Source organism: Myxococcus sp. AB056 (assembly GCF_006547365.1).
Classification (GTDB): Bacteria; Myxococcota; Myxococcia; order Myxococcales; family Myxococcaceae; genus Myxococcus; species Myxococcus virescens.
Window position 1 is genome coordinate 1 of sequence record NZ_VHLB01000101.1, and the last position, 12,531, is coordinate 12,531.

General features: G+C 64.2%; 12 protein-coding genes. All 12 read right to left on the minus strand.

Annotated elements, in window-relative coordinates; genetic code table 11:
- Nucleotides 1-947 (minus strand): lipopolysaccharide assembly protein LapB (locus FMP39_RS31215; protein WP_141593729.1); only part of this gene is annotated, 947 nt, incomplete at its 3' end.
- A 188-nt stretch (nucleotides 948-1,135) separates the two neighbouring features.
- A complete protein-coding gene (accC, locus tag FMP39_RS31220) occupies nucleotides 1,136-2,521 on the minus strand; it encodes an acetyl-CoA carboxylase biotin carboxylase subunit (protein ID WP_141593730.1) in 1,386 nt (461 codons plus the stop codon).
- Between the two features lie 73 nt (nucleotides 2,522-2,594).
- Nucleotides 2,595-3,194: an acetyl-CoA carboxylase biotin carboxyl carrier protein gene (gene accB / locus FMP39_RS31225; RefSeq protein ID WP_141593731.1), complete on the minus strand. Its 600-nt coding sequence runs from the start codon at nucleotides 3,192-3,194 to the stop codon at nucleotides 2,595-2,597.
- Between the two features lie 43 nt (nucleotides 3,195-3,237).
- The gene (efp, locus tag FMP39_RS31230; RefSeq protein ID WP_141593732.1) at nucleotides 3,238-3,816 is read right to left on the minus strand and encodes an elongation factor P; all 579 of its coding nucleotides are present in this window, start codon (nucleotides 3,814-3,816) and stop codon (nucleotides 3,238-3,240) included.
- Nucleotides 3,817-3,950: 134 nt separating this feature from the next.
- Nucleotides 3,951-4,313 (minus strand): hypothetical protein, encoded by a 363-nt coding sequence (locus FMP39_RS31235; protein ID WP_011555721.1) that lies wholly within the window; start codon nucleotides 4,311-4,313, stop codon nucleotides 3,951-3,953.
- 60 nt (nucleotides 4,314-4,373) lie between these two features.
- The gene (locus FMP39_RS31240) at nucleotides 4,374-5,036 is read right to left on the minus strand and encodes a hypothetical protein (protein WP_141593733.1); all 663 of its coding nucleotides are present in this window, start codon (nucleotides 5,034-5,036) and stop codon (nucleotides 4,374-4,376) included.
- A 41-nt stretch (nucleotides 5,037-5,077) separates the two neighbouring features.
- Nucleotides 5,078-7,798, minus strand: a complete 2,721-nt coding sequence (pilQ, locus tag FMP39_RS31245; RefSeq protein WP_141593734.1) for a type IV pilus secretin PilQ — start codon at nucleotides 7,796-7,798, stop codon at nucleotides 5,078-5,080.
- Between the two features lie 57 nt (nucleotides 7,799-7,855).
- A complete protein-coding gene (locus FMP39_RS31250; protein WP_194858636.1) occupies nucleotides 7,856-8,419 on the minus strand; it encodes a pilus assembly protein PilP in 564 nt (187 codons plus the stop codon).
- A 43-nt stretch (nucleotides 8,420-8,462) separates the two neighbouring features.
- Nucleotides 8,463-9,089 (minus strand): type 4a pilus biogenesis protein PilO, encoded by a 627-nt coding sequence (locus tag FMP39_RS31255; RefSeq protein WP_141593736.1) that lies wholly within the window; start codon nucleotides 9,087-9,089, stop codon nucleotides 8,463-8,465.
- 15 nt (nucleotides 9,090-9,104) lie between these two features.
- Nucleotides 9,105-9,782, minus strand: a complete 678-nt coding sequence (locus FMP39_RS31260; protein ID WP_141593737.1) for a PilN domain-containing protein — start codon at nucleotides 9,780-9,782, stop codon at nucleotides 9,105-9,107.
- A gap of 27 nt (nucleotides 9,783-9,809) precedes the next feature.
- Nucleotides 9,810-10,892, minus strand: a complete 1,083-nt coding sequence (gene pilM, locus FMP39_RS31265) for a type IV pilus assembly protein PilM (RefSeq protein WP_090490332.1) — start codon at nucleotides 10,890-10,892, stop codon at nucleotides 9,810-9,812.
- A 214-nt stretch (nucleotides 10,893-11,106) separates the two neighbouring features.
- Nucleotides 11,107-12,528, minus strand: coding sequence for a sigma-54 dependent transcriptional regulator (locus FMP39_RS31270; RefSeq protein WP_090490333.1), 1,422 nt, complete (start codon nucleotides 12,526-12,528; stop codon nucleotides 11,107-11,109).
- Nucleotides 12,529-12,531 lie beyond the last annotated feature (3 nt).

The following is a 12,531-nucleotide window of genomic DNA, read 5'->3' on the forward strand; positions in this document are numbered from 1 at the left end:
GGCACGGGGCGCGGGGCGGGCTGAGGTGCCGCCGCGGGCTGGGGCGCCGCCGGTGCGGGCTCGGGCGCGCGGCGCGCGACCAGGTCCGGGTCCTCGGGGTCCAGCACTTCAATCTGCGTCCAGACAGCCTCGGCCTCGGTGACGCGGCCGCGCTCCTGATGAATCTTGGCCAGCTCCTTGTAGACGGAGATGGTCTTCGACGTCTGGCCCAGGCCCTGGAACGCCTGCGCCAGCAGCGTGAGCGTCTCCACGTCGCGGCCATCGGCCTTGAAACACACCTGCAGCTTCGCCAGCGCGCGCTTCTGGTCTCCGCGCTGCAGGTACGACGTGGCCAGCTCCTTCGCCAGCGGAAGGTTGTCCGGCTCCAGCGCGGACAGCCGCTCGGCCACGCGGAGCCAGTCATCCGCGCGACTGTTGCGCTTGAGGTACTCGGCGGCGCGCTTGAACTCCTGGGCCGCCTCGCGCGTCATGTTCTCGCGCGCGTACAGCTCCGCCAGCTTGATCTTCGACGCCACGTTCTCCGGGTCGAGATCCACCATCTTCTTCAAGGTATCGAGCGACGACTTCGTGTCGCCCGCCTTGTCGTAGTGGTTGGCGACAATCTGGAAGTACGCCATCGCCTCGGACATCAGCCCGAGCTGCTGGTGAAGCTCCGCCAGCTTGAGGTTCACCTCCAGCAGGTTCGGATTGAGCTTGAGGACCTGCTTGTAGAGCGCGACGGCCTTGAGGAAGAAGCCATCCGACGAGTAGCTCTCCGCGACCTTGGTGAAGAAATGGGCGGCCTGCGGGTTGTCGTTCTTCTTCTGGTACAGCTCCCCCATCTTCTGGAGGACCCGGATGTCCTTCGGGTCGACCTCCAGGACCTTCTGGTACTCCTTGATGGCCTTGTCGTAGGCGCCCTTCGCGACGAGCTTCGCGGCGGCTTCGATGATCTTGTTCTTGTCCATCGAGCGGTGGGCTTCCAGCAGGCCGAAACCCCTTGAACTTCGCGGGTTTCCATCCTCAGCAAGGGGGAGTGTCGGAGGCTAACGGAAAGCTCCGACGCGGGTCAAGAAACGGCCCGGCTCCCCCCGGGCCGGATCACCTGCTTGCGTAGCGGCCCGACAAGCGGGAATTCACACCACGTGGAGGGGTGCTACGGCGTCTCCTCGACGGCCTTCTTCAGCCGCCGGGAGCCCGTCTCGCTCGCGAGCAAGCGCTCCACGAACCGGGTGTCGTAATTGCCCTCCTGGAAGGACTCTTCCGCGAGCGCGGCCCGGTGGAACGGAATGTTGGTGCGGATGCCTTCCACGACGTATTCGCCCAGGGCGCGCTGCATGCGGCGGATGGCCGTGGCCCGGTCCTCCGCGTGGACGATGAGCTTCGACAGGAGGCTGTCGTAGTACGGCAGCACCGTGTAGTTCTCGTAGGCGCCCGAGTCCACGCGCACCCCGTAGCCGCCCGGCACGCTGTAGCCGGTAATCTTCCCGGGCCAGGGGGCGAAGGTAATCGGGTCCTCGGCGTTCACCCGGCACTCGATGGCGTGGCCACGAATCTGGACGTCCTCCTGCTTGAAGCGCAGGGGCTTCCCATAGGCCAGGCGGATCTGCTCGCTCACCAGGTCCACGCCCGTGACGAGCTCCGTCACCGGGTGCTCCACCTGGATGCGCGTGTTCATCTCCATGAAGTAGAACTCGCCGCGCTCGTCGAGCAGGTACTCGATGGTGCCCACGTTGTTGTACGCGAGCCTGCGCATGGCGTTCACGGACACCTCGCCCATGCGCTTGCGCAGCTCCGGCGTCAGCGCCGGCGATGGGCTCTCTTCAATGAGCTTCTGGTGCCGGCGCTGCACCGAGCACTCACGCTCGTTGAGGTGGACGATGTTGCCGTGCTCGTCCGCCACAATCTGGATTTCGATGTGGCGCGGCTTCTCCACGTAGCGCTCGATGTAGAGGTCGCCGTTGGAGAACGACGCCACGGCCTCCGCCTGGGCGGTGGAGAAGGCCTGCGCCAGCGCGCCCGGCTCGCGGACGATCTTCATCCCCTTGCCGCCGCCACCGGCGGCCGCCTTGAGGATGACGGGGAAGCCAATCTCGCGGGCGAAGGCCTCCGCCTCACGCGGGTCCTTCACGGTGCCGGGGCTGCCCGGAAGCAGCGGCAGACCCGCCTCGCGCGCGGCCTGGCGGGCGCGCACCTTGTTGCCCATCAGCCGGAGCATCTCCGGCCGGGGGCCAATGAAACGAATCTTGCAGTTCTCGCAGACCTCCGCGAACTCGGCGTTCTCCGACAGGAAGCCGTAGCCCGGGTGGATGGCGTCCGCGCGGGTGATTTCGGCGGCGGACAGCAACTGCGGGACGTTGAGGTAGCTCTCCTTGGACGCCGGCGGGCCGATGCACACCGCCTCGTCTGCGAAGCGGACATGGAGCGCGTTGGCGTCCGCCGTGGAGTGCACCGCGACCGTGGCGATGCCCAACTCCCGGCAGGCGCGGATGACCCGCAGGGCAATCTCCCCGCGGTTGGCGATCAGCACCTTCTTGAACACGTGGGTGTCTCCGTCAGGGCCGTCATGAGGAGCGGCTCGCCCGTGGGATACGGGCGGCGCGCCAGCCTCATCTTCAGGCCACTTCGATGCGGAACAGCGCCTGACCGAACTCCACCGGCCGGCCGTTCTCCACGAGGATTTCCGCCACCCGGCCGGAGACCTCGGACTCAATCTCGTTCATCAGCTTCATCGCTTCGATGATGCAGAGCACCTGGCCCTTCTTCACGATGGAGCCCACCTCCACGAAGGGAGGCTGGTCCGGCGCGGGGGTCCGGTAGAACGTCCCCACGAAGGGGCTCGTCACCTGGTGACCAGGCTTCTCCACCGGCTTCTCGGCGGCCGGAGCCGGCGCCGCGGGAGCAGCGGCCGGCGGCGCAGCGGCAACGCGAGGAGCGGCCGGGGCGGTGTATTCCACCCCGACACTCGCGGCGACGGGAGCCGGCGCGGCGTGGTGGACGATGGTCGTCTCGGGGCCCTGGCCGCGGCGGATGAAGAGCTTCTCCTCGCCGCGCTTCCAGACCAGCCTCGTGACGTCCGAGGACTCGAGAATCTCCACGATCTGCCGCAGGGCATCCACGTCCAGGGACGTGCCACCCGTGTCAGCGGGACCGCTCGAGGCGGCCTCCGTCCGAGCGGGCGCCTGGGCCCGGGTCGACTTGCGCTTCGTTGCCATATCTCGCGTCCCCTTCCCTCCGGCGTCGCTGCCGAGCTGCGAACTAGCCCCTGGTGGCCACGCGCGTCAGGTACTTACCGTCGCGCGTATCGATCTTCAGCACGTCACCCTCTTCGATGAAGAGCGGGACGTTGACGGTGTAGCCGGTCTCCAGGACGGCGGGCTTCAACGCACCGGAGACGGTGTCACCGCGGATGCCCGGGTCACACTGGGTGACCTTGAGGTCCACGGAGTTCGGCAGCGTCACACCAATGGCCTTGCCATTGTAGAAGAGGACGCTGACGTTGATGTTCTCCTTCAGGAAGTTCTTCGCCTCTCCGAGCACCTTCTCACCGAGGAAGGTCTGCTCGTAGTTGCGGGTGTCCATGAAGTAGAACTCCTCGCCCTGGACATAGAGGTACTGCATGTCCTTCTCCTCGATGTCGGGCTTGCCCACCTTCTCACCGGACTTCAGCGTGGGCTGGAGCACTCGGCCCGTCAGGAGGCTGCGAATCGTGGTGCGCACGAACGCGGAGCCCTTCCCGGGCTTGACGTGCTGGAAATCGGCGATTTCAAACGGCTCACCGTCGATTTCGATCTTCAGACCCTTGCGGAACTCGGACGTATCGATGACACCGGCCATGGGGACCGACTCCTTACAGACTCGCAGCAGCGAAAGCTTGAAAAGTCCGGGGTGTCTAGCCCATGCGCCCCTTCCATGGAAGGGGAAAGCAGCGGCGGAAGCGTCGCCTGGATGACTGCTGGACGGGCGCCCGACTAGAGCTCGGCACGCACCTTGGGTGCGGTGACGCGCAGCACGTAGCGGCCCTTGCCGAAGTTGCCATCTGCGTGGAGGGCGAGCACCAGGAAGTAGTCCGGTGACACCAGCCGCATCACGGTCAGCACCTTCTCACTGTTGACGCTGACCTCGCTCACGGTGCCCGTCTTGAGGGTCTCCGCGGCGTTGCGCAGCTGGGTGAGGAGGTTGGCGTACTCCACCCAGGCGCCGTTGAGGTCCAGCTCGGCGCTCTCATCCTTCTGGAAGGTGTCGACGGAGATGCCGTCAAAGCCCATCACGCTGCACGCGAGGGCTCCTTCGACCTGGTTGACCACCGACTCAAGGTGCGTGCGGAAGGACATGGGTAGAGGCTCTTAGAAAGACGGCCGGGGCCCAGTCAAGGGCCCCGGCGGAGGAGGTGGCTACGTTTCGTCCTCGGGTGGCTCGGAGCACGCCGGCGGGAAGTTGTCCTGCCCGCCCGTGCCTCCGCACGGGCCGTTGTTCAGCAGGAACGTCCCCGTCGGGCATGTGAAGCCGGAGTTATAGAACGAAATCGGATACGCAATCTCGTTGGACTCCGCCTTCGCCCCACTGACGGTCTTCCCTATCAGCTTCACACCAACGTTGACCGTCACCCCTGAACCAACAGCTACTTGATTGGTAAGGGTCTCGAGCGCGCTAGCCCCCAGCAAGTCGATGACCAGCGTGCTATTGGCCGTGGCGTCGGAAGGCAGGGAGAAGTGACTCGGATAGACCTCACTTGTCAGCGAGGGACCGGTTCCCTGAGTATCGTAGGCCAGCTCAACGTGAGTCACGTAGATGCCGACAGCATCACCGCCCCCCGTCACGGGCGCTTCGCTAACCGTGATGTCCGTTGGCTGCAGGGTACTCCGAATCGAGAACGCCGCCAGGTAGCGCCTCGAAGTCGAGATGTCCAGCGAACCACCGGCGCTAGCAACACCAGACTGGTTCACAGCACATGTGACATCAGGAATGAATGCATTGAAAATCTGGATGTCCGGGGGGCTGTCAACACACCCGGTCAGCGCCAGCGCCAGCGGCATCGCGAGATAGAAGTTCTTCATTGGCGAACACTCTCCTACATGATGAGGACGCGAAGAAATCCTTACAGAGTCTGCGCGATGGTCTGCCGGTTTAGAATTCGAGGCGTGATGAAAATCAGCAGTTCCTGCCGAGCATCATTCTCGACGCTGTTCTTGAACAAGAACCCAAGAACAGGGATCCGCGACAAGAACGGTACAGCGTTGGAGGTCGTGCTGCCGCGGCGCACATAGATTCCACCAATGACAGTGGTGTCTCCATCCTTCACCAACACTTGGGTGTTCGCCTCTTTACGCTGAATGGCGGGCTGGCCGTTGGCACCTGTGCTGGACGGATCAGGCTGGTTGTTGGCTGCGTTGATGGACATCAGCACGCTGCCGTCCTGGGTAATGTGTGGCGTCACCTCCAGCGACAGCCGCGCTTCAATAAATGTGGTGTTCACACCCTGGGCCGAAGTTTGGCTGAAAGGAATGGACACACCCTGGCTGATTCGCGCGGTGTTGTTGTCCAACGTCGTGACCTTAGGCGCGGAGATGGTCTTGACCGTACCTTCGTTTTCCGCGGCTGACAGCCGCAGGTTGAGCTGGAGCGCGCCACCTGCAGAACCAAACGTGAACCCCAAAGCACCACCGATACCTTGTCCCGTACCCACCGGCAGGTTCACGGCGAAGTTTGGGTTGTCCGCGACGCCAATGGCCGCTCCGCCGGCACCGCCCGTGACTGCCACGTTGTTCGGGAAGATGAGTCCCGTAGGATTCCCCGTGGCCTGACTCGCACGTGCCTGCCCACCCCATTGCACACCCAGCGAACGGCTAAAGGTGGTGTTCGCTTCCACAATGCGGCTCTCGATAAGCACCTGAGGAGTCTGGGTGTCGAGACTCCGAACCAGCGAGCGAGCACGCTCGGTGTTGGAGCGCACGTCCTTCACAATAAGAACGTTGGTGCGTTGATCCACCGTCACGGACCCTCGCTCGCTCAGGACATCCTTTACGCGAGCGGCCATTTCGCTGGCGACTGCGTAGTTGACCGGTATGAGGTTGACCATGAGGTCTTCCTGCTGCTGGAGCGACTTCTTACGCTCCTGCCGCAACCGGGCCTCTTCTTCCAGCGTCTTGAGCGGCGCAATCCGGACGATGTTCCCAAACTCCTCCTTGCCGAGCGCCTTCGTGCGAAGCACGAGGTCCAGCGCCTGGTCCCAAGGAACGTTCCGCAGCCGGATGGTCACACGACCACTCACGTCGTCCGCCACCACGATGTTCTTCTTGGAAATCTCGGCGATGACGCGAAGCAGGTTCTGAATGTCAATGTCCTTGAACTCGAAGGACACTCGCTTCCCGCGATAGCGGGCCTGCTGAGGCGCGCCCTCGGCGGCATAGGCGGGCGCTTCCGTGGTGAATCCGGCGGTCCGCTGAGCGACCGCGACCTCTTCCGTCTTCACGCCCTTGACGTCCAGGCGCCACGTCAACGTGCTGCCGCTCTGAGAGACCTTCTCATCAATGGCCCCGTCAGCGGCCACCACCAGGCGCACCTTGCTGCCCTCCCCCGGCACGCTGAAGGCGCTGATCATCTTCACCGGCGTTTCCAGCGCACTGGTGTCGAGGCTCCGCTCCAGCTTCTTGGGAAGACGCACGCTGTCCAAAGTCAATACGGCGCTGCGCGGGTCCGGCCGGTCGACCTTCCACGCCGCCGCCCCGGACAGCTTCATCACGATGCGACCACCAGCGCTGTTCTCCTCGAAGCGCAGGTCCTTCACCTCAACCAACGAAGGGGGCTCGGACTTCACAGGGGTCGGGCGAAGCGGCTCGACCTCCGCCACGGGGGCAACGGACGTCTGCGCCTCAGCCACCGGCACAGCCTTCCGGGCCACGGCACCACCCAGCACCACCTCCAACCCCCGGCCCGTACGATCGACACGGTAGGCGGGCATCTTGCCGCGCACGTCCAGAACCAACCGCACCTTGTCGGAGTGCGCGCCGACGCGCACGTCACGCAGCGCACCCGAGTTCACCCGGGGAGCTCGCGTCGCCAAGCCTACCCCGAAGAGGTCGACTGCCAACCGAGGCGGGTCGGCCAGCTCAAGCACCTCATACCGGGCAATGTCTCCGTCAGCCTGGATCCGAAGCGTATCGTTCGAGAACGACATGGCGGTGATGCGCTGCGCCGGGTCGACAACCTCGCGCTCATCTGCCTCGGCAGCCACCACATTCTCAGGCAGAGCAGCCTTGGCCGCGACCACCTCGTCCTTCTTTGGCTCACTGGTGCGTACGGTGGTCACCACAGGCTTGTTCGGCTTCGTCTCGCCCTGCGCTGGAGTGTTGCCCGGCGTGGACAAAGCCTCCGCACGCGCTGCCTCCGCAGGAGTAGCGACGGGCTGTGCTGCGCCGTCCACCGAGATGACGACCCGGTTGCCGTCCGCACGGACATCGTATTGAGACGCCTTGTCCAGCGCCAGCAGCACTCGACCCACGCTTGCGCGCTCGTCCGAGAACTGCGAGGCCACGACACCAGAGACCGGTCCGGAGCCGTCATGGTGACCCTTGATCCCCGTCGCATCCGCCGACGAGAGGTCTACCACCAGGCGCTCCGGCCCACTCAGCCGGAACACGGTAAAGGTTGGTGGTCGGGTGCCGGTCACCACCACCTGGGCGCCCGAGCCCGTGCGGGACACATCCAGCCCCCGCAGCGTATTCAGCTCGGCGCCATGCACCCTGGCGCCCATAAGTACGACCGCCCACGCGGCCGCCAACATCCACTTGCCCCTCGTCACAGCGCTCTCCTCGAGCATGCGTCCCCTCAACAAGTTGGAAGCGGGCCACCGCCCGCGGGAGCGCCTTGGAGGGCGCTACTCTCCGAAGTTCCTGCCCGTCATCATGTTGTAGGCGGGGTCCTGCTTCGCATCAGGCTTCAGCTGCAGCATCACCGGATTCTTGATGATTTCGCCGTTGCCTGAGAACACCTCAGTGACCGTCACGGAGTCACGAAGGATCTGCGTCACCCTGCCACCCTGGCGCCCCATCCGCGTGTTGCGCCGCACAATATGTCCCCGACCCGCTGGGTCCTCGACCATTGCCACCGGGCTAGCATCACCCGTTACGACAGCAACGAGCTTCAGTTGGTCCAGGTCGAACGAGCAGAGTGGCTCGTTACATGCGGCAACCGGATTCGCGTTCACCGGCCCAAGATCCTCGATGGGGCTGCGGAATGGATCGCGCTTGCCCACCGGATTGTACGTATAGGCGAGGTCCGGAGCCTTCTGGGCCTCTGACTCCGAGGGGACCTCCTTTACCGGCGCTGGCGCCGCAACCTTGGGCTTCGCGGGCGTCGGCGCCGGAGGGGGCGCCTCCTCGCACGAGGCAAGCGCCAAGGCGAGCATCGCAGTGGTCATGGTGGCCTTGAACGTCTTCATCCTCAATCCCCTTGTCGCCCTACTTCTCGGACGGATCAAGTTTCTATTTCTTCGCCTTGGCGTTCTTGGTCTTCGCGTCCTCTGCTGCGACGCTCTTCTGATCCACGAATCGAAACGTCGTAGCCAAGAAGCTGCTCTGCAGCACCACCTTCTCGTTCTTGAGCGTCGCGGTACCGAGCTTGATGTTGTTGACGTTGACGATGCGGCGCATGTTCGCCATCTCCTGAAGGAAGAGGGCGATCTCATGGTAGTTGCCGCTCACCGTCATCTTGATGGGGATGCGCGCGAAGAACTCGCCGCCCCCGACAGACTCCTTGTCGGGAGTCACGCTGGCGATTTCCAACCCGCTCTTCTTGCCGATGTCGTTGATCTGCGCGAGCAGTTCTTCGATGTCACGCTGCTCAGGAAGCTCGGTCAACGCCTCAGAAAGCTTCTGCTCGAGAACATCCATCTCACGCCGACGCTCGTTGAGGTTTTGCGCAATTTCGCTTTTGTCGGCCAGTTCCATGTCCAGCTTGCGGCGCTGGGCGATGGTGCCTTCGATCGCCTCCTCCGTCGGCTGGATAACCATGAAGAAGTTGACGACGGTGAGCACGACGACCGCAGCGGCCAGCCCACCGAACTTGATGGCCGGTGGCGCCTTGACGAATTGATCCAGGTACTTGTCCATGGCGAGCGGCCTTCTTCAGATGGCGTAGTTGGACTTCAGCATGATCTTGAAATCAACCAGCACGGGCGCACCGGTCTGCGTCTCCTTGGACTGTGACGCGTTCTTCAAGTCGATGTTGGTGAAGAACGGCGTGACCTGGGCCTCTGGAAACTCTTCGATGGTCGCTTCCGCGGTCAACAGCTCCACGCGAGAGGTCTTGCTCTCTCGCCGCCGGTCCACCAGGCGGCCCATGCCCTTCGGCGTCCAGACGACGCTGTTGAGCCCTCGCATGAACTCCGCGACCTCATCGTGGCTCACGGCCGACCCATCGATGGAAACGGCGTTGTTGGTTTCCGCAAACGTCTTCACCCACACCTTCTTCGGCGTAGCGGACGCGAGCGCATCCATCATGCGGACGGGGCCCTTGCGACCCTTTCGGAGCGAGTCCAGGACGGCCAGTTTCTTCTCGACCTCGGCCTTACGGGTGTTGATGTTCTTCACTTCGCCGATGATCTTCTCCAACTCGACGATCTTGGCCTTGGCCGCCGCGACGCCCTGCTGGTGCGCCACCAGCTCGCTCTCACGGTTGTCGTACCAGAGGTAGTTGGCCACACCCGCGCCAATCAGGACCACGGCGAAGAGAACCAGCACCTGCCGGCCCATCTCGCGCTTCTTCACCGCCCGGACGGGCAGCAGGTTGATGCGAATCATCATGTGCGTCGTCTCCAGAGGGTGGTCCGGTTAGGCCAGCTTGTCGCCCGGGCGCCGCAGCGCCAGTCCCACGGCCACCGCCGCCATGGGCGCCACGTCCATGATGAACGCAGGGTCGAACTTCCGGTTGTCCACTTCGATTTTGCGGAAGGGGTTGAGAATCTCCACCGGCACGCCGGTGCGCGCTTCAATCGTCTTGAACAGCGCGGGAATCTTCGCCGTGCCACCCGACAGGTAGACCTTGCTGAAGTTCGAGTCGGCGGCGGTGCCTGCGTAGAAGTCCAGCGAGCGCTGGATTTCACCGGCAACCTGCTCGGCCACGCTAGAGAGCACCCGCTCGACGTCCTGCGGCACGACTGCGTCCGCGTCCGCGCCGTTGCCGCCAATCTTCAGCGCCTCAGCCTCCTCATAGGAGACGTTCAGCTGCTTCTGGATCTCCTCGGTGAACTGATTGCCACCGATGGTGACGTCGCGCGTGAACACCGTCGCGCCGTTGGAGATGATGTTGATGTTCACCACCGAGGCGCCCGCGTTGATGAGAACCACCGTCTCGCGGTCAGGGACGTCGTAATTGACGGAAAACATGTTCTGGACCGCGAACGCGTCCACGTCCACGACCACCGGCGCGAGCCCCGCCTCGGAAACCACCGTGGTGTAGTCGTTGATCATGTCCTTCTTGGCCGCGACCAGCAGCACGTCCATTTGCCCGGTGGCGTCGTTGCCTCCGCCGTCGAGAATCTGCGTGTCGATGTTCACGTCCTTCACATCGAACGGGATGTACTGCTCCGCCTCCCACTGGATGCTCTCCTCGAGCTCATCCTGGGACATCCGGGGCATCTGAATCTTCTTGATGATGACCGAGTGGCCGGACACGCCGATAGCGACGTCCTTGCCCTTCACCTTCAGCTCGGACATCAGGTCCTGCACGGCCTGGACGATGGCCGTGGAGTTCATCAGCGCGCCGTCAACGATGGCCTCCGGAGGAAGCGGCTTCATCCCGAAGCTCTGCAGCGCGTAGATGACCTCGCCGCGCTTGCGCTGCTCCTTGAGGAGAATCATCTTGATGGACGTCGATCCGATATCCAGGCCGAGTACCAGTTTGCCCTTCGCCATGCGTGACTCCGTCGAGAGGCAGCCAGCGTAGCACTGGCCGTCAACCCCTCCTAAAAAGTGCCTGGAGCCCGCCTGCCCTCCGGACGGACGGGAGCCTCACACTACCTTCAGCGCCGGGCCCCTCAACACCGTCGCGGAGGCCCGATTTTCCGGCCTCCGGCGCGTTCCGTCAAATGCCGGCCGATCCGTCCGGGTTCTGGACCGGCCCCGCACGTCACCCACGCTCCGCCTCGGCGTCCGGGTCGATGCCGTACTCCTTGATTTTGTAGAGGAGCGCCCGATGACTGATGTCCAGCAGCTCCGCGGCCCGGGTCCGGTTGCCCTTGGTCTTCCGCAGGGCGGCTCGGATGTAGGACTCCTCCAACTCCCGGATGGCCCGCTTCAGGGACAGGTCTCTACCATCCTGTAGCACCTGCCCCACCTGCGTGGTCCCCTGCGGCCCGGGTGGGGAGGCGGCCCACAGCCTTTCGGGCAGGTTCGCCGGGAGGATGAGCGGCTCATCCGCAAGGAGCACGGCACGCTCCATTGCGTTCTCCAACTCGCGGACGTTTCCCGGCCACGCGTAGGACTGCAGGAGCGCCTCCGCCTCGGAGGAGAGCCCCGCGACGGGGGGATCCCGGTTCAGCTCGCGGTTGAAGCGAGCGATGAAGGCCCGCGCCAACAGGGGCACGTCCTCACGACGCTCCCGTAGCGGCGGGACGCGGAGGTTCACCACGTTAAGGCGGTAGTACAAGTCCTCGCGGAACTCGCCCTTCGCCACCAAGCGGGACAGGTCGCGCAGCGTCGCGGCCACCACTCGCACGCTTACCTTCTCTACGCGGTTCTCCCCCACCGGGCGGATTTCTCCCTCCTGGAGGACGCGAAGGAGCTTCACCTGGGCGGAAAGTGGAAGCTCTCCCACCTCGTCCAGGAAGAGCGTGCCGCCATCCGCTTCTGCAAAGAGGCCTCGCTTCGCGGTGCGCGCGTCCGTAAATGCGCCCTTCGCGTGACCAAACAGCTCGCTTTCGATGAGCCCGGAGGGAATGGCGCCGCAGTTGACCGCGACGAATGACATGGGCGCACGGGGGCTGCGCTCGTGGAGTTCCCGCGCGATGAGCTCCTTGCCCGTGCCGCTCTCGCCGCTGATGAGCACGGTGGTGTCCACCGGCGCGAGCCGTGCCACCTGGCGCAGCAGTGCGTGCAACGCCGGACTCTCGCCGAGGATGTGCCCCTCCGGCGTTGACGGCAGGTTGGACTGCTTCAGCCGCCGGTTTTCTCGGACCAGCCGTTCCCGCTCCTCGGCTTTGCGGAGGACGAAGACGATTTCATCCGGTTTGAAAGGTTTCTGGACGTAATCGAACGCCCCCCAGGCAACGGCCTGGAGCGCCTGCTCCTGCGAGCCGTAGGCGCTCATCACCACCGCGGTCAACGAAGGCTGCGCCGCCAGTGCCTCACGTAAGACCGAGAGGCCGTCCTTCTTCGGCATGCGCACGTCACACAGCAGCACGTCGTAGTCACGCGCGGCGAGCTCCTTCAGCGCATCCTCGCCATCGGCCACCGCGCGTACTTCATATCCGTGCCCGGTGAGCACCAACGTGAGGATGTGCCGGATAGAGGGCTCATCATCGGCAACGAGAATGGTGCGGAACAAGGGCATGGC

What these genes read in the sequence shown, in the direction of transcription:
- FMP39_RS31235 (WP_011555721.1), bottom strand. Translation starts at nt 4,313, where the DNA reads ATGTCCTTCCGCACGCACCTTGAGTCGGTGGTCAACCAGGTCGAAGGA.
- FMP39_RS31255 (WP_141593736.1), bottom strand. Translation starts at nt 9,089, where the DNA reads ATGGACAAGTACCTGGATCAATTCGTCAAGGCGCCACCGGCCATCAAG.
- FMP39_RS31250 (WP_194858636.1), bottom strand. Translation starts at nt 8,419, where the DNA reads ATGAAGACGTTCAAGGCCACCATGACCACTGCGATGCTCGCCTTGGCG.
- pilQ (WP_141593734.1), bottom strand. Translation starts at nt 7,798, where the DNA reads ATGCTCGAGGAGAGCGCTGTGACGAGGGGCAAGTGGATGTTGGCGGCC.
- FMP39_RS31270 (WP_090490333.1), bottom strand. Translation starts at nt 12,528, where the DNA reads ATGCCCTTGTTCCGCACCATTCTCGTTGCCGATGATGAGCCCTCTATC.
- accB (WP_141593731.1), bottom strand. Translation starts at nt 3,194, where the DNA reads ATGGCAACGAAGCGCAAGTCGACCCGGGCCCAGGCGCCCGCTCGGACG.
- FMP39_RS31240 (WP_141593733.1), bottom strand. Translation starts at nt 5,036, where the DNA reads ATGAAGAACTTCTATCTCGCGATGCCGCTGGCGCTGGCGCTGACCGGG.
- FMP39_RS31260 (WP_141593737.1), bottom strand. Translation starts at nt 9,782, where the DNA reads ATGATGATTCGCATCAACCTGCTGCCCGTCCGGGCGGTGAAGAAGCGC.
- efp (WP_141593732.1), bottom strand. Translation starts at nt 3,816, where the DNA reads ATGGCCGGTGTCATCGATACGTCCGAGTTCCGCAAGGGTCTGAAGATC.
- pilM (WP_090490332.1), bottom strand. Translation starts at nt 10,892, where the DNA reads ATGGCGAAGGGCAAACTGGTACTCGGCCTGGATATCGGATCGACGTCC.